The sequence below is a fragment of the Sulfitobacter sp. EE-36 genome, from assembly GCF_000152605.1.
Lineage (GTDB): Bacteria > Pseudomonadota > Alphaproteobacteria > Rhodobacterales > Rhodobacteraceae > Sulfitobacter > Sulfitobacter pontiacus.
The window spans coordinates 19,130-34,287 of record NZ_AALV01000007.1 but is presented as its reverse complement, the minus strand read 5'-3'; the positions used below and the strand labels follow the sequence as shown (position 1 = coordinate 34,287).

General features: G+C 62.1%; 13 protein-coding genes. 5 read left to right on the top strand and 8 right to left on the bottom strand.

The genetic code is table 11. The features are described 5' to 3' along the window. Positions 1 to 11 precede the first annotated feature (11 nt). Complete coding sequence (locus EE36_RS01780; protein ID WP_005848898.1) at positions 12 to 1,079, bottom strand: aromatic ring-hydroxylating dioxygenase subunit alpha; 1,068 nt, start codon at positions 1,077 to 1,079, stop codon at positions 12 to 14. A 158-nt stretch (positions 1,080 to 1,237) separates the two neighbouring features. On the opposite strand from EE36_RS01780, the gene EE36_RS01775 reads away from it, so the two are divergent. Next, the gene (locus tag EE36_RS01775; RefSeq protein ID WP_005848896.1) at positions 1,238 to 1,675 is read left to right on the top strand and encodes a MarR family winged helix-turn-helix transcriptional regulator; all 438 of its coding nucleotides are present in this window, start codon (positions 1,238 to 1,240) and stop codon (positions 1,673 to 1,675) included. 3 nt (positions 1,676 to 1,678) lie between these two features. Here the strand turns inward: EE36_RS01775 and EE36_RS01770 are convergent, their stop codons facing one another. The 7 genes from EE36_RS01770 to EE36_RS01740 form a co-directional block, all read right to left on the bottom strand. Beyond that, positions 1,679 to 2,263: an amino acid synthesis family protein gene (locus EE36_RS01770; RefSeq protein WP_005848894.1), complete on the bottom strand. Its 585-nt coding sequence runs from the start codon at positions 2,261 to 2,263 to the stop codon at positions 1,679 to 1,681. Then, entirely contained in the window at positions 2,260 to 2,844 is a 585-nt protein-coding gene (locus tag EE36_RS01765) for an amino acid synthesis family protein (RefSeq protein WP_005848892.1), read from the bottom strand. The genes EE36_RS01770 and EE36_RS01765 overlap by 4 nt, the downstream gene beginning before the upstream one ends. Then, positions 2,837 to 3,685, bottom strand: a complete 849-nt coding sequence (locus EE36_RS01760; RefSeq protein ID WP_005848890.1) for a UPF0280 family protein — start codon at positions 3,683 to 3,685, stop codon at positions 2,837 to 2,839. Before EE36_RS01760 ends, EE36_RS01765 begins: the two co-directional genes overlap by 8 nt. Continuing rightward, positions 3,682 to 5,169 (bottom strand): hypothetical protein, encoded by a 1,488-nt coding sequence (locus tag EE36_RS01755; RefSeq protein ID WP_005848888.1) that lies wholly within the window; start codon positions 5,167 to 5,169, stop codon positions 3,682 to 3,684. The genes EE36_RS01760 and EE36_RS01755 overlap by 4 nt, the downstream gene beginning before the upstream one ends. Then, a complete protein-coding gene (locus EE36_RS01750) occupies positions 5,162 to 7,909 on the bottom strand; it encodes a molybdopterin cofactor-binding domain-containing protein (RefSeq protein WP_005848886.1) in 2,748 nt (915 codons plus the stop codon). Before EE36_RS01750 ends, EE36_RS01755 begins: the two co-directional genes overlap by 8 nt. Next, positions 7,909 to 8,745: a xanthine dehydrogenase family protein subunit M gene (locus EE36_RS01745; RefSeq protein WP_005848884.1), complete on the bottom strand. Its 837-nt coding sequence runs from the start codon at positions 8,743 to 8,745 to the stop codon at positions 7,909 to 7,911. The genes EE36_RS01750 and EE36_RS01745 overlap by 1 nt, the downstream gene beginning before the upstream one ends. Before the next feature lie 89 nt (positions 8,746 to 8,834). After that, positions 8,835 to 9,641 (bottom strand): ferredoxin--NADP reductase, encoded by an 807-nt coding sequence (locus tag EE36_RS01740; protein ID WP_005848881.1) that lies wholly within the window; start codon positions 9,639 to 9,641, stop codon positions 8,835 to 8,837. 133 nt (positions 9,642 to 9,774) lie between these two features. Here EE36_RS01740 and EE36_RS01735 point away from each other — a divergent pair, with 133 nt between their 5' ends. The 4 genes from EE36_RS01735 (at position 9,775) to EE36_RS01720 (ending at position 15,136) form a co-directional block, all read left to right on the top strand. Then, entirely contained in the window at positions 9,775 to 10,965 is a 1,191-nt protein-coding gene (locus EE36_RS01735; protein ID WP_005848879.1) for an amidohydrolase family protein, read from the top strand. Positions 10,966 to 11,342: 377 nt separating this feature from the next. Continuing rightward, on the top strand, positions 11,343 to 13,034 hold the full coding sequence (locus EE36_RS01730) for a class I adenylate-forming enzyme family protein (protein WP_005848877.1): 1,692 nt from the start codon (positions 11,343 to 11,345) through the stop codon (positions 13,032 to 13,034). 33 nt (positions 13,035 to 13,067) lie between these two features. Beyond that, the gene (locus EE36_RS01725; protein ID WP_005848875.1) at positions 13,068 to 14,360 is read left to right on the top strand and encodes a 3-hydroxyacyl-CoA dehydrogenase; all 1,293 of its coding nucleotides are present in this window, start codon (positions 13,068 to 13,070) and stop codon (positions 14,358 to 14,360) included. Beyond that, positions 14,357 to 15,136: an enoyl-CoA hydratase-related protein gene (locus EE36_RS01720; RefSeq protein ID WP_005848873.1), complete on the top strand. Its 780-nt coding sequence runs from the start codon at positions 14,357 to 14,359 to the stop codon at positions 15,134 to 15,136. Before EE36_RS01725 ends, EE36_RS01720 begins: the two co-directional genes overlap by 4 nt. The last annotated feature ends 22 nt before the right edge of the window (positions 15,137 to 15,158 follow it).

Sequence of the window (15,158 nt, the reverse complement as noted above, 5' to 3'; positions counted from 1 at the left end):
CTTTTTATAGATCAGTCATGCTGGACAAAGACCGGTGCGACGGGGTCGCCCAGATCGTCCGTCGCCTCTGCCTCGATCCGGTCGCGGATGCGTTTGCGGTAGACGTTGGGCGCTTTGTCGATAGCGATGCGGATGGGTTTGCGTTTTTGGGGGCGCTGTTCTTCTTGGTGGACGGCTTCCAAAATCGCCTTGTCCTCGGCAAATGCTACGCGGAACATCGCGTCCATTTGGTCCGACGCGGCGTCATCGCCAAGGGCGGTGTTGCGCAGGTGCATCCAGTGGTCGATCGTATAGTCCTCTGTCACGGGTGTGACGAAATGGAGCGCAAAGATACGCACGCCTTTGTTGCGCTGATCTTCGGGAAGTTCAAGCTTTGCATCAGACGACCCAAAGTCAATCACGGCGGTCGAGGGCATGTGCAGATAGTAATAATGCCAGCGGTCCACATTGCCGCTAAAGCCGCCGAATGCCTTGAAAAAGCCGATGGGTTCCGCGTCTCTGATCCAGCGCCATGCCACGATCACCTCGTCTGCGGTTTTGACATGCACGGGTACGTTTTCGGAGGCCGCATTGCCCAATGTCGTCGGATGGACAAAGCTCACATGCGCCGGATCCACAAGGTTTTCGGCAACGTTGAGGTAATTTGCGCGGATATGCAGCTTGTCTCCGTGGTGGACGTGCCAGCCCTCTTGACCCAATTCCGGCATATCGAAAGCAAGCGCGGGGTCGGCCTTGTCGGCGTCGCCCATCCAGATGAACACAATGCCGTGGCGTTCCAGCACCGGATAGCTGTCGACATAGGCGGATTTGGGCAGGTTCGATTGCCCCGGCACCCGCACGCAGGCACCGTCCGCGCCAAAGGTCATACCGTGATAGCCGCATTGAATGGTGTCGCCGATGCGCTTGCCCTTGGACAGCGGCAGCAGCCGGTGCGGGCAGCGATCTTCGAGCACGGCGATCTGGCCATCGCTGGTGCGGTAGGCTACTAGGTTCTGCGCAAGCAATGTCAGCGGCACCAGCTCATCGCCAAAATCGGTAGACCAACCCGCAACGTACCAAGCGTTTCTGACAAAGGACATCGGTTCACTCCTTGCTCTGCACAGCTTCATGAAGGACCAAAAAATTGTTAGCTGTCAAACAATTTCTTGCACCCCATCTGATATAGACCCCAGATGGAAACCGTGGGATGATAGTGCCTAATCTATACGCATTGACCCAAGAGCACTGGATAAGAACCTTGGTTGAAACCACACAAGACCTGACCCTGACCGCAGACTATGCGTTGGAACAACAGATCGGGTTCAAGCTGCGCCTCGCGAACCAGCGCCACCTTGAGATCTTTAACCGGAGGATGCCGGATATCACGCCGACACAATTCGCCGTACTGGCCAAGCTGCGCGACGAGGCGCGGATCAGCCAGAACCATCTGGGGCGTCTGGTCGGGATGGACGCGGCGACCACCAAAGGCGTGATCGACCGGTTGCGCAAAAAGGGGCTGGTCCATTCGACCCCGTCAAAAACCGACATGCGGCGGCTGGAGATTTCGCTGACCGACGAAGGCATCGCGGTGACCGCCAAGGCGATTGCCACCGCGCAGGAAATCTCGGCCGAGACGGTCGGCAACCTCACCCCGCGCGAGGTCGACCGGCTACTGGCCCTGCTCGAGAAACTATAGGCTCTAACGCAGGCCGTCTTTGCCTTCGGCCTCGGCATGGGTCAGCCCGCCGACACGGGGCAAGGGGCGCCCGGAATCTGTGACAGCCACGGCCACCAGTATCTCGCCCGCGCGCGGCGCGTCGTTCAACCGCACCTCGATCCCGTCGAAATGGCTGCGCACATAGGCCGCGTCCTTGTGCCCTAAAGGCACGTCAAGCACCTGCCCCGGCCCGCCCATCTTTTTGGAAGACGGCACCAGTGCGGCCCCCTTTTCAACCGCGACCCGCAGCGGTGCGCCCAGCTTCGGGTGCAGGATCGCGGCGGCATGTTCCAGCTCTCCCCCCTCGCCCACCATCGCGGCCTTGCCATAGCTTTCGGCCTGCGCGGGGGTGATCCCAAGGGCAGCAACACATTTATCGCCCAGCAATCCCCCCAGCTCTGCGCCGATGTCCATCAGCGGGGTCAGGTCTTCCGTATAAGATCCTACAAAGGGGTTTTTGATCACGGCCACAGCAACGGCCTTGCGCGTGGGCGGCGATATCTGCTGCCCGATCTCGCGGTGAGTCTCTTCGACCCAAGTGGCGATTTTGCGGATTTCGGCGCTCATCTCAGACCATCCTTTCCTTCGATATCCTTTGCATCCAACCCGCCCGCGCGGTTGTGGATACGTGCCCCTGTGGTCATCACAAGGATCACCGCCATTTCATCGGCGCGGGGGCTGTCATTCAGGCCGACCTCGATTGAATCGAAATGGCTGCGGACATATGAGGCATCGACATGGGTCACAGGCACATCCAGCCGCACCCCCGCCGCGCCAACCTTTTTCGTCGATGGCACAATCGCCTTCGACCCCCCAAGCACGTCGCGCATGGCATAGCCGCCGGGGGCGTGCCAGAGCGCACCGTGCTCCAGCTCTCCACCCGTGCCGACGATGCTGCCTTTGCCGTAGCCTTCGATCTGTGCCGCCTCGACCCCGAGAGCCGCCAGCAGCTTTTGCGCCATCGCGACCCCCAGCGGTTTGAGGTCTTCCATAAAGGGCTGGATGTCCTCGATATAAGAGCCTGCATAGGGGTTTTGGATCACAGCCATGACCGACCCGCGTTTCAGCGGCGTATTGGCGCGGGGGCCGCCTTCGTGGAAAATCTCTTCGACGCTGGTGACGATTTTGCGGGTCATAACCTCAGGCATATTCGGGGGCTTTCACTAGGGATTTCAGGGTTTCGGGCAAGCCGATGACATTATGTTGGTCGCGCAGAAAAAGCGCCGCGCCAGAGACAAGGCCAAGGTCGCGCAAACCCTGCGCCGCTGTCGCGCCTGCATTGAGCGCTTGGTTAACATCGGCGGGGGAGAGCGGCCCGACATGGGTGACCACCGGGGCCGCGCCAAGGTCACTGTCGTCGTGCAACTGGTTGGCGGGGCTGCGCCGGATCGCGGGATGGGCGGGCAGATCGACGGCGTTGCCAAGTTTGGTCGCCGCCGCGTCGGCCATCGCGGCGGATCGGGCCAGCACGGTGACACTGTCGGCAATGCCCAAGGAGTGGCTGCGCCCGCCCTGCCCGCTGGTAGCGATGCCGCGAATGGGGTCACCGCTGCGGATCGTGACGGTGCCAAGCGACCGCCCGTCCAGCCCCGCAATGCCCACGTCAAAACGCGCGCCCTCGGTTAGATGCAGCGCGATATCGCCACCGTTGTTCACATAGGCGCGGGTCAGATCGGCGGCATCCACCATGGCCGACAAGACCTCTGCCGCGACGGCACCGGCGACGCAGATCATCGGCGTGGTCAGCCCGTCGGCATGGGGCAAGGCGGCGCGGTACATGGCGCGGGCGATCTTGCCTTTTGGCTTGGTGCCCATAGGGCGGCGCAGCAGGGGCAGCTCTGCCGTCAGTTCGGACAGGATCGTGCCAAAGCGATCAAAACCCGCGCGAAATGCCAGATCACGTGCGCCATCCGCCCCGATGACCAGATCAATCGGACCGTGGGACAGGTGCAGCCTGCCACCGGGGAGAAGAGCCGCCTGTGCCGTCATGTCTTATCCTTCGACCAGCCGTAGTTTTCCCGCGCATTCGGGTCGGGTTGCAGCAGTTGCTGCGCCACCCGTCGCACATCATCGGTGACCACATCGCGCACGGGCTGGATATGCTCCATATGCCCGCCAAGCGTGCCGTAATCCTCGCGCCGCAGGGTGAATTCGATCGGTGCGACCAGCGCGGGCGTGGGTACATAACCGAAAGAGTTCGTGGGCATATCCATGACATCCACCATGACGGTGATCCCGCCCCCCGGCCAGACATAGGCCTCGGCCCCGCCGCAGGACACATGGGTCAGCGATTCCTTGACCGACCGCGTCAGCCGCACGGGGTTCTCTGTCACGCCAGCGCGCAGACTGCCGCCCGCCCCTCCCATGAAAAGCACCGAACAAAGCGAGGGTTCGCAATTCTCGGCGATGCGGTCCGCGACGACCAGCAGCTCGGGCGTGATCTTGGCGGGTTGCGGGATCAGATCGTCATCCAGCGTGAAATAGGCCCATTGCTCTCCGGTGGTAGAGATCATCAGCAGCCGCAGCCCCGGCCAGGCACGCTTCGGGTCGGCGTCACGCAGGATGGTCAGCGGGTCTTCGACATCGGTGCCGCCCCATCCGGTGCCGGGGTCCGCCACCTGAAAATACCGCCCCGGCGTTGACCGCCGTCCGTTCACGCGGATGCCAGAGGGGGTCATATCCAGCCCCTTGCCCGCCTCGTGTTCTGTCAGCACGCCGGTGATGTGATCATCGACAACGACGACCTCGTCCACATGCCCGTGCCATTGTTTGGCGAACATCCCGATGGTCGCTGACCCACAGCCCACGCGCATCAGCTTTTCCGGGACGCCGTTGATGATCGGCGCTTTGCCCGCCTCGACCACCATGGTGACGCCGCCGTCGATGGTGACCTCGACCGGTTCACGGTTACATAGGCGCAGCAGCGCGTCACAGGTCACGCGACCCTCTTTCTTGGAGCCGCCCGTCAGGTGTTCGACCCCGCCCAAAGACAGCATCTTGGACCCGTATTCAGAGGTCATCACATGGCCGATCGCCTCTCCGTCCACACGCACCACGGCGCGCTCGTCGCCGATGTGGCGGTCGGTATCGATCTTCACCTTGACCCCGCAATACGAAAAAATGCCCTCGGTCACGACGGTGATCATATCCACGCCCTCGACCTCTTGGCTGACGATGAAGGGCGCGGGTTTGTAATCCGGATAGGTGGTCCCCGCCCCCACGGCGGTGACGAAATCGCGCCCGCCCTGAATGACGTCGCCGTCCCAATCTTGCGCGTTGTCGCCCTGATCCAGAAAAGCGACGGCCTTGGCCCCCGACTGGATCACGGTCAGCGGATCCAGCCGCACCAGCTCGCCCGCGTGGTTGGCATAGCGGTCGCAGGCACCGGATTTGCCGTCGGCGATAAAGCACATCACCGGGCAGGCATCGCAGCGGATTTTCACGGGCTTGGGGTCGCGCAGGTCGTCAGGCATGTCCGGCCTCCTTAAGGGCGGCGCGCAGGCGCGTCGGCGTGGCCGGTGTCTGCGTCACGCGCGCACCGGTGGCATGGTAGATTGCATTGAGGATCGCGGGGGCGGTGGGGATCAGCACATGTTCGCCCAGACCTTTCGCGCCGTAGGGGCCGTGGGCGTCGGCCACCTCCAGGATCAGCGTCTCGATCGGGGGAACGTCGCCGATGGTCGGCACCAGATAATCATGCAGGTTCTCGGTGCGCCCGGGGATATATTCCTCCATCAGCGCCATACCGAGCCCTTGGGCAATGCCGCCCTGTACCTGCCCCTCGACCAGCAACGGGTTGATCGCGCGGCCCACGTCATGGGCGGCGACAAAGCGCAGCGGGCGGCACAGGCCAAGGGCGATATCCACCTCGACCACCACCAGATGCGCGGCATAGCCGAACTGCGCATAGGGCACGCCCTGTCCGTTTTCATCCAGCGGTTTGACCGGCGGATCATAGCTTTCTTGCGCCTGCAGCACATAGCCCTGCGCATCGACCGGCAGCCGCGTCAGATCAAGGCGCTGCGTGCGCCCGCCGTCGGTCACCGTGAGCTGCCCGTCTTGGCAGCCGATCTGCGCGGCGGGGCCCGCGTTGACCTGTCGCAGGATCTGCGCCCGCAGCGCCTCTCCGGTCCTCACTGCGGCATTGCCCGACACAAAGGTCTGCCGCGAGGCAGAGGTTTTGCCCGCGTCCGGCGTGATATCGGTGTCACCCCCTAGGATCTTGATCCCCTCGACAGACAGCCCAAGCGCTTGGGCAAAGATTTGCGGGATCACCGTATTGGCCCCCTGCCCGATGTCCATTGCACCTTGGTGCAGCACAACCGTGCCATCCGGCCGCACGCCCGCCAGAATGGTCGACGGGTTCGGCAGCGAGGTATTGCCGCAGCCGTACCACGCCCCCGCAATCCCGACACCGCGTTTCACCGTGTCATTCCTTGTATTGAAACGGGCGCATTCGGCTTTCGCTTCCTCCCACGCGGGGCGCAGCGCCTCTAGGCAGGGGGCGATGCCGACGCCCTGATCGAACACTTGCCCGCAGACCGTGGGCACCCCGTCCGCCAGCGCGTTCTTCAAACGGAACTCCAGCGGATCAAGCCCCAGCTTTTCGGCCAGCAGGTCAAAGGCGGTTTCCTGTGCGATGGCCGATTGCGGCACGCCGAAGCCGCGGAAGGCACCTGCGGGGGGGCAATGGGTATGCACGGCACGGCTGCGTGCGCGATAATCAGGGATGTGGTAGGGACCAGAGGCATGTACCGGCACGCGATTGGCGACCGTCGGACCCCAGCTTGCATAAGCACCGGTGTTGAAATCCCCGTCGAACCGCAGCCCCGACAGCGTCCCGTCCGCCTTGGCCCCGACCTTGATCGTGATCTGCGCGGGGTGGCGTTTGGTGGTCGATTGCATCGTTTCGGCGCGCGCATAGGTCATGCGCACGGGCCGCGCCGTCTTGAGCGCGGCAAGCGCGATGAAGGGCTGCAACGACAGGTCGATCTTTGATCCGAAACCGCCCCCGACCGCCGTCGGCACAATGCGGATGTCGGCCATGGGACGGTCAAGGATCGCGGCCAGTGCTTCGCGGTCCATACCCGGTGCCTGGGTGCAGGCGTGTACATGGATGCGCCCGTCGATCACTTGGGCAAAGCCTGCCTCAGGCTCGATATAGCCATGTTCGACAAAACTGGTGGTATATTGCGCCTCGAAAGTGACGTCGGCGGCGTCGAGCGCGGCCTCCACATCGCCGCATTGCACGAAGCCGCCGCACATGATGTTGCCTTTGCGATCCTCGAACAGCTGTGGCGCGTCTGGGGCGGTCGCGGCATCGGTATCGGCAAGCGCAGTTTGTGGCACCCAACGGACAGGGAAGCTTTCCAGATCAAGGGCGATCATCGCCTCCGCCTCTCCCACGACGCAAGCAACCGCCTCCCCCCGGAACCGGATGTGGTTCACAGCGAAAACCGGCTGGTCGATGAAGCCCGGGATCACGCCAAAGGCGTTGAGGCCGGGCACGTCATCTGCGGTCAGGATGCAATGGATACCGGGCTGCGCGCTGCGCCATGCCTCAAGATCGCCGAAGGTAAATCCGGCCGAGGCATGGGGCGCGCGGATGACCCGCGCGACCAAAGCACCGGCTGGGGCAACGTCATCGCCAAACGCCTCTGACCCGTCGACCTTGGCCTGCCCGTCCAGCCGCCGCGCAGGCTGGCCAAGCGCGGTAGAGGCGACAGTCAGCCCGTCGGCAGCATGGGCCCCGACCACCGCGTCGATGATCTTGCGATAGCCGGTACAGCGACACAGCACGCCGCCAAGGGCATCCTGCACCTGCGCCGCGCTCGGCTGCGGCACCTCGCGCAACAACGCCACGGCAGAGACCATCATCCCCGGTGTGCAAATCCCGCATTGCGCGGCCTGATGGTGCTGAAAGCTTTGCATCAACGCCTGCGCGTCGTGGTCGGTTTTCACCAGCCCCGCCAGCGTCTCCACCTGCCGCCCCACCGCCTGCTGCACGGGCATCAGGCAGGCGCAGACCGGCGCGCCATCGACCAGCACAGTGCAGGCCCCGCAATCGCCCGCGTTGCAGCCGATCTTTACATCCTTGCGGTCCAGCCGCTCGCGCAGCGCGTAAGACAAGCGTTCACCGGGCAGCGGTTCAACCTGCGCAATGCTGCCGTTCAGGGTGAAAGAGGTCACTTCTGTCGTGGTCGGTTTATCCATCACAGGGCCCCTTTCAAGGCGCGCATCACAGCGCGGCGGACCAAAGTGACGCTGGCGGCAAGGCGGTAGTCGGCGCTCGCGCGCGCATCCGTAATGGGGCTTAGCGATTGCATCAGATCAGCAGTTATGCGGTTTTCTACATCGCCAAGGGCGCTACCGCGAAGCTGATCCTCAAGCGCGGTCAGACGCTGCGCGACAGGGGATGCGGCTCCGATGGCGATGCGGATATCGGTGAGCCTGCCGCTCTCGATCTTTGCCAGCACCGCGACCATGCAGATCGAGATCACCAGATACTTCCGCGCACCGAGTTTGACAAAGCTGCTATGACTATCAGCCGGGGGCGCGGGGATGTGGATGGCGGTGACAAGCTCGTTCTGGGCGCGGTCGGTCTGGCGCACGCCTTGCAGGAACTGCGATAAGGGCAGCGCGCGCGACCCGTTTGCGCTGCAAAGCTCTACCTCGGCATTCAGGGTCAGCAGCGGCGGCACCCCGTCGGCGGCAGGAGAAGCGTTGCACAGATTCCCCGCGATGGTGCCCGCGTTCTGGATCTGGATCGACCCGACTTCGCGCGCCGCCAGCTTGAGCCCGTCGAAAGCGGCGGGCAAATCAGCGCGGATAATGTCTGTCCATGTGGTGGCCGCCCCGATACGCCAGCCTTGGTCTGTTTGGCTGATGCCGCGCAGCTCTGGCAAGCGGGTGATGTCCAACAGGTCGCCCGTCACCGGACGGTCGCCGCGTGCGGGGAACCAATCGGTCCCCCCCGCGATGATCGACACCGGCCCCGCGGCCAATGTGGTTAACGCTTGATCCAATGTCGTCGCGGTCAGGTAGCTCATCCGGTCACCTTTTGCTGCGGGCGTAAAACTTGTTGGTATACGAATAGAAGTGCGTCGGGTGCCTTCGTGTCAAATCAATTCGCATGTCGTCAGCCGACAAAGGCTTTTTCGACCACAAAACTGGCAGGGCGATTATTTGCCCCCTCCACCAGCCCAAAGGATTCGAGCGCGGCCTTGGTGTCGTTCAACATGGCCATCGACCCGCAGATCATCGCGCGGTCGCGATCAGGAGAGATCGGCGGCACGTCCAAATCGCGGAACATCTTGCCCGACGCCATCAGGTCTGTTTGCCGCCCTTCGCGCGGCCACGGCGCGCGGGTCAGCGTGTCGTATAGGGTCAGCCTTTGCGCCAATTCACCCACCAGCGGATCGGCCTTGAGGCTGGCGACCAGATCACGGCCATAGGTCAGCTCTTTGGCAGTGCGACAGGTGTGGCACAGAATCAGATCATCGAACTTCTCGTACGTCTCGGGGTCACGGATGACCGACGCGAAAGGCGCGATGCCGGTCCCCGTGGCGAACATCCACAGCCGTTTACCGGGCAGCAAGGCATCATTCACCAACGTTCCCGTCGGCTTGCGGCGCATCAGCACGGTATCACCGACCTTAAGCTTTTGCAGGTGCTGCGTCAGCGGCCCGTCAGGTACTTTGATAGAGTAGAACTCGACCCCCTCGTCCCACGACGGCGACGCGATGGAATAGGCGCGGAACACCGGCTTCTCGGCATTGGGCAGCCCGATCATCACGAACTCCCCCGACCGGAAGCGAAAGGACGGGTCGCGGGTGATGCGGAAGCGGAACAGGCTGTCGGTATAATGCTGCACCTCCGTCACCGTTTCGGCAAAGACACCAGTGGGGATCGGGAAGCTGAGGCGAGAGAGAGAAGCGGCGTCCATGGAGAGTCCTTATCAGCTGCGGATGTAATATTGTTTGTATACGAATGATTATCTGTCAAGTGTTTCATCTTGATCGGGCGCATTTTTCTGTTAGCGTTCAAATGAAACTGATGCTGCTTGAAAGGCGTGCCCCATGTCAGACACTTCTGCAAAACTCGTGATCCGAAACATCGGGATGATCCTGACCGGCAAGATGGAAGACCCCATTGCCGACGGGGATTGCCTGATCGCGATGGACGGAAAGATCACGGAATGGGGCTATGCCAAGGATATGGATTGCGACGGGGCCACGACAGAAGTCGACGCCCATGGCGCGACGCTGGCACCGGGGTTGATCGACAGCCATGTGCACCCGGTGGTGGGCGACTATACCCCGCGCCAGCAGCAGTTGGGGTGGATCGATTCAACGTTGCACGGCGGGGTGACCACGCTGATCTCTGCCGGCGAGGTGCATATGCCGGGGCGCCCGAAGGATATCGTCGGTCTCAAGGCGATGGCGATCGCGTCGCAGCGTTGGTACGAAAACTTCCGCCCCTCGGGCGTCAAGGTTCACGCGGGCGCGCCGGTGATCGAACAGGGCATGGTCGAAGAAGACTTTGCCGAGATGGCCAAGGCCGGCGTGACCCTGCTGGGCGAGGTCGGATTGGGCACGGTCAAGGACGGCAAGACCGCCGCGCAGATGGTCGGATGGGCACGCAAATACGGCATGCAAAGCACGATCCACACCGGCGGCCCGTCGATCCCCGGATCAGGGTTGATCGATGCGGATATGGTGCTTGAAACCGGAACGGATGTGGTCGGGCATATCAACGGCGGGCACTCTGCCTTGCCCGACGATCAGATCATCTGCCTGTGCGAGGGCTGCAAGGCCGCGCTTGAGATCGTGCATAACGGGAACGAACGCGCCGCCTTGCTGACGCTGAACACAGCGCGCGAGTTGGGCAAGCTTGATCAGTTGATCTTGGGCACCGACGGTCCGGCGGGATCTGGCGTGCAGCCTTTGGGGATCATGCGCATGGTTGCGATGCTGTCGTCGCTTGGCGATGTACCCGCCGAGGTCGCCTTTTGCTTTGCCAACGGCAACACCGCACGGCAACGCAAGCTGGACACCGGATTGATCGAGGTCGGCAAATGCGCGGATTTCGTCCTGATGGATCAGGCACAGCATGCGCCCGGCAAAAATATGCTTGAATCTGTGCAACTGGGTAATCTGCCCGGTGTTGGCATGACGGTGATTGATGGCGTGGTACGCAGCCTGCGCAGCCGGAACACGCCCCCTGCCACGCGGCTCCCCGAGCTGATTTGCGGCACCGTCGGCGCCTGAACGCCGGCACAAGCGGCTGCGGCGGGGGATCTGCCGCGCCTCAAGTGACGCGATGTTTCAATGACATCGCAGGTGCCATTGGCCGCTTTCCCCGCTTTCGGGGAAAGTAGGGCTTTCCTTACCTTTATATTCATGGTCAATTTTCGCCGAGATATGGGGCCGCACGTGCGGAGGGCCTTGGTGCGCGTAAAATCCTGTCAAACGTCAGCTTGCGGAACATCGTTCCATCATGCGGTATTGGCAGTTTGAATTTTAGCGCTTAGGCTGCAGAAATCAGAGTCGCGGACAATCGTGGAGGAGTGTCCGGCAACAGGCTCGATAAGGGAGGACGAAATGGCCACACTATCTGTATCTATGCTGTCTGCGGGCGGGTGCATATGACCGCAATGACCCCCGAAGAAGCCATTCGCCACGTGGTTTCAACGAACCCGACGTTCGAAGTAACCGAAAGTAATATCCGTGGCGTCACCTATAAAACATTCAAGAATATCCCGAAAACCCTGGGCGGGCTGATCCAGGCGAGCCGCGAAATTCAGGGCAATGGCGCGGCGGAGTTTCTGGTCTATCAGGATGAACGCTGGACCTATGATGCTTTCACCGCCGATGTGAACCGCATCGCCAACGGGCTGCGCGACAGGCTGGGGATCAAGACCGGCGACCGTGTCGGCATCGCGATGCGCAACTATCCCGAACTGCTGATGCTCACGCTGGCGGTCGCGTCAGCGGGTGCTGTGGTGGTGTTCGTCAATGCGTGGTGGACCACCGAAGAGCTTGACTATGCGTTGCAAGACAGCGGGGCCAAGACGGTCTTTGCCGATGGTCCCCGTTTTGAACGGATGAAACCGCTCGAGGATGATCTGGGCCTGCGTCTCATCGGCGTGCGCGATGCCGAGGAAATGGGCCCGCACAAGCTGTCGGACCTCATGCAGGGCATGGCCGAAACGCCGCCCGAAGGGGTCGATCTGAACACGGACGATGACTTTGCGGTCATGTACTCCTCTGGCACGACGGGCAAGCCGAAAGGGGTGGTGCAGACCCACCGTGGTGCGCTTAGCGCGGTGTTCAGCTGGCTGTTACAAGCCGTCGCCGCGCCGCTGGTCACACCCCCTGAACCCGGCGCACCGCCCGCGCCGCGCCCGTCGGGGTTGATCGTCACGCCGCTGTTCCACGTCACCGCGACGCATCCGCTGTTTCTGCTTAGCCTGCCCGCCGGTGCCAAGATTTCCTTGCTACACAAGTGGGACGCCGAAGAAGCGGTGCGTGTGATCAACCGCGAAGGGGTGACCCGTTTTCTCGGCGTGCCGACGCAATCTGCCGACCTGCTGGAAGCCGCAAAGCGTATGGGGGAAACCCTGCCGACGCTCACCTGGCTTGGCGCAGGCGGGGCGAAACGCCCTGCGGCGCAGGTGGCGCAGTTGAAAAACCAGTTCCCCGCCGCCGATATCGCGACAGGCTGGGGAATGACCGAGACGAACGCGCTTGGCATCGGCATGGTGGGCGAGGAATACAACAAACGCCCCGACGCCGCAGGCAAGCTGCATCCGCCGCTGCAAGACATCCGCTTTCTGGACGACAAGGGCAACGATGTCCCGCAGGGCGAATTGGGCGAGATTACTGTCAAAAGCCCCGCCAATATGCGCTGCTACCTCAACAAGCCGGAAGCCACCGAAGAGACGATGCAAGACGGCTGGCTGCGCACCGGTGATCTGGGTGTGATCGACGCCGAAGGCTATATCACCATCCTTGATCGCAAGAAGAACATCATCATCCGGGGCGGCGAAAACATCGCTTGTCTGGATGTCGAAGGGGCGCTGCACACGCATCCCGATGTGATCGAGGCTTGCGCGTTTTCCGTGCCGGACCCGCGCTTGGGTGAAGTCGTCGGGGCCTCTGTGCAGACCCGTGATGGCAAGCCTTTGACGCAAGCCGATATGGCGGCGCATCTCGACGGGCGGCTGGCCAAATTCAAGATACCCGAAAAACTGTGGTGCCAGGACGGTCCTTTGACCCGTGGTGCCACCGACAAGATTGACCGCCGTGCGATCCGCGCGGCCTGTCTGGACACATAAGGCCCCCCAACCGGGCCGGAAGAAAGGAAGACTATGAACACCCCAACCGACGCAGAAATTGGTGCCTATATCGGTGCTGCCGGCAAAGCCGCATGGGAGGTCCCGGACCTGCCCGCCAACACCAAACAGCGCGAGATCAAATCCGTAGGCATCATCGGCGCGGGTACGATGGGCGGCGGTATCGCGATGAACTTTGCCACCGCGGGCATCCCCGTCACCATCGTCGAGACCACGCAAGAGGCGCTGGACCGCGGGTTGAAGGTCGTGCGCGGCAACTACCAGCGCAGCGCCGATAAGGGTCGTTTCCCGCAAGAAGAAGTCGAAGCGCGGATGGATCGCTTTGACGGCAAGCTGGAACTGGCGGCCTTGGCTGATTGTGATCTGGTGATCGAAGCCGTGTTCGAAGACATGGAGCTGAAGCGCAAGATCTTCACCGAGCTGGACCGCGTGATGAAACCGGGCGCGATCCTTGCGACGAACACCTCGGCGTTGAACATCGACGAAATCGCCGCGATGACCAAGCGCCCCGAAGACGTGATCGGGCTGCACTTTTTCTCGCCTGCCAACGTGATGAAACTGCTCGAAATCGTGCGCGCGAAACATACTGCTGATGATGTGGTCGCGACCTCAATGGATCTGGCGGCCAAGATCAACAAGATCGCTGTGCTCGTCGGCGTTTGCCCCGGTTTTGTCGGCAACCGTATTTTGTTCGCACGCCAGAAACAGGCCAACAAGCTGCTGCAACAGGGCTTGATGCCCTGGGATGTGGACGCCGCGCTGAACGCCTTTGGCTTCAAGATGGGGCCGTTCCAGATGTCCGATCTGGCCGGTCTGGATATCGGCTGGTCCAAAGGGGCCAAGACCGAAAACCCGATCCGTGATGCGCTGTGTGAAATGGACCGTCGCGGCCAGAAGACCCAAGCGGGTTTCTACGACTATGATGAATCCCGCCGCCCGATCCCGTCGGATGTGGTTGCCGGTGTGATCAAGGACATCACCGGTGCCGAAGCTAACCAGATGTCGCAGGAAGAGATCATCGAGATCTGCATCTATCCGATGATCAACGAAGCGGTCAAAATCCTTGAGGAAAACAAGGCGCAGCGTCCCTCTGACATCGATGTGGTCTGGCTGAACGGCTATGGCTGGCCCGCCGACAAGGGCGGCCCGATGTTCTATGGCGATATGGTCGGTGCGCAGGCCGTGCTGGACGTGATGGAAAAGCTCGGCGCCGAAGACCCCGAATTCGCGCCCGCTGAGCTGCTGCGTGATCTGGCCAAGAATGGCGGGAAATTCACTGAAATCGACACCGGAGGGCTGAAGGTATGAGCTATCAATATATCACCACCGAAAAGAAGGGTCACATCCTTGTTGTGACCATGAACCGCCCCGAGGTGTACAATGCCGTGCACGTCGACATGCATAATGAAATGGCCGATTGCTGGGACGCTTTTGCAGCGGATCAGGATCTTTGGGTCGCGGTTCTGACCGGCGCGGGGGACAAGGCGTTCTCCGCGGGGAACGACCTGAAAGCCACCGCTGCCGGCGGGTCCAAGGCGACGATGCCCGCCAGCGGCTTTGCCGGTCTGTCCTCGCGTTTCGATCTGGAAAAGCCCATCGTCGCGGCCGTCAACGGTTTCGCCATGGGCGGCGGATTTGAAACGGCGCTGTCATGCGACATTATCCTCGCCTCCGATCAGGCGAAATTCGCCCTGCCCGAGGTCAAGGTCGGCTTCTTTGCCGCGGCTTCCGGCGTGCAGCGCCTGTCGCGCTATATCGGGCGGCTTGCCGCGCAAGAGATGATGTTCACCGGCCGCACCATCATGGCCGATGAGGCGCTGTCGATGGGCTGCGTCAACGCGGTCTACCCTGCCGACCAGCTGATGGCGAAAGCGATGGAAAAGGCCGAAGAGCTGTGCGCCGTGTCGCCGTCGGCGGTCAAGGCCACGAAACGCGTCCTGAACGACATGTACAAGCGCGACGGGATGCAGGAAAGCATCGCCTATTCGCGCGAGGTGATCGCGGACCTCAGCAAAACCGAAGATTTCAAGGAAGGCGTGAACGCCTTTGTCGAAAAACGCAAACCCAACTGGGTCAATAAATAATCGAACCAACTGCCAGGAGGCA

Coding starts and splice junctions, on each gene's coding strand:
- EE36_RS01750 (WP_005848886.1), bottom strand. CDS start 7,909: ATGGATAAACCGACCACGACAGAAGTGACCTCTTTCACCCTGAACGGC.
- EE36_RS01720 (WP_005848873.1), top strand. CDS start 14,357: ATGAGCTATCAATATATCACCACCGAAAAGAAGGGTCACATCCTTGTT.
- EE36_RS01770 (WP_005848894.1), bottom strand. CDS start 2,263: ATGAGCGCCGAAATCCGCAAAATCGCCACTTGGGTCGAAGAGACTCAC.
- EE36_RS01730 (WP_005848877.1), top strand. CDS start 11,343: ATGACCGCAATGACCCCCGAAGAAGCCATTCGCCACGTGGTTTCAACG.
- EE36_RS01735 (WP_005848879.1), top strand. CDS start 9,775: ATGTCAGACACTTCTGCAAAACTCGTGATCCGAAACATCGGGATGATC.
- EE36_RS01725 (WP_005848875.1), top strand. CDS start 13,068: ATGAACACCCCAACCGACGCAGAAATTGGTGCCTATATCGGTGCTGCC.
- EE36_RS01755 (WP_005848888.1), bottom strand. CDS start 5,169: ATGCCTGACGACCTGCGCGACCCCAAGCCCGTGAAAATCCGCTGCGAT.
- EE36_RS01745 (WP_005848884.1), bottom strand. CDS start 8,745: ATGAGCTACCTGACCGCGACGACATTGGATCAAGCGTTAACCACATTG.
- EE36_RS01740 (WP_005848881.1), bottom strand. CDS start 9,641: ATGGACGCCGCTTCTCTCTCTCGCCTCAGCTTCCCGATCCCCACTGGT.
- EE36_RS01765 (WP_005848892.1), bottom strand. CDS start 2,844: ATGCCTGAGGTTATGACCCGCAAAATCGTCACCAGCGTCGAAGAGATT.
- EE36_RS01780 (WP_005848898.1), bottom strand. CDS start 1,079: ATGTCCTTTGTCAGAAACGCTTGGTACGTTGCGGGTTGGTCTACCGAT.
- EE36_RS01760 (WP_005848890.1), bottom strand. CDS start 3,685: ATGACGGCACAGGCGGCTCTTCTCCCCGGTGGCAGGCTGCACCTGTCC.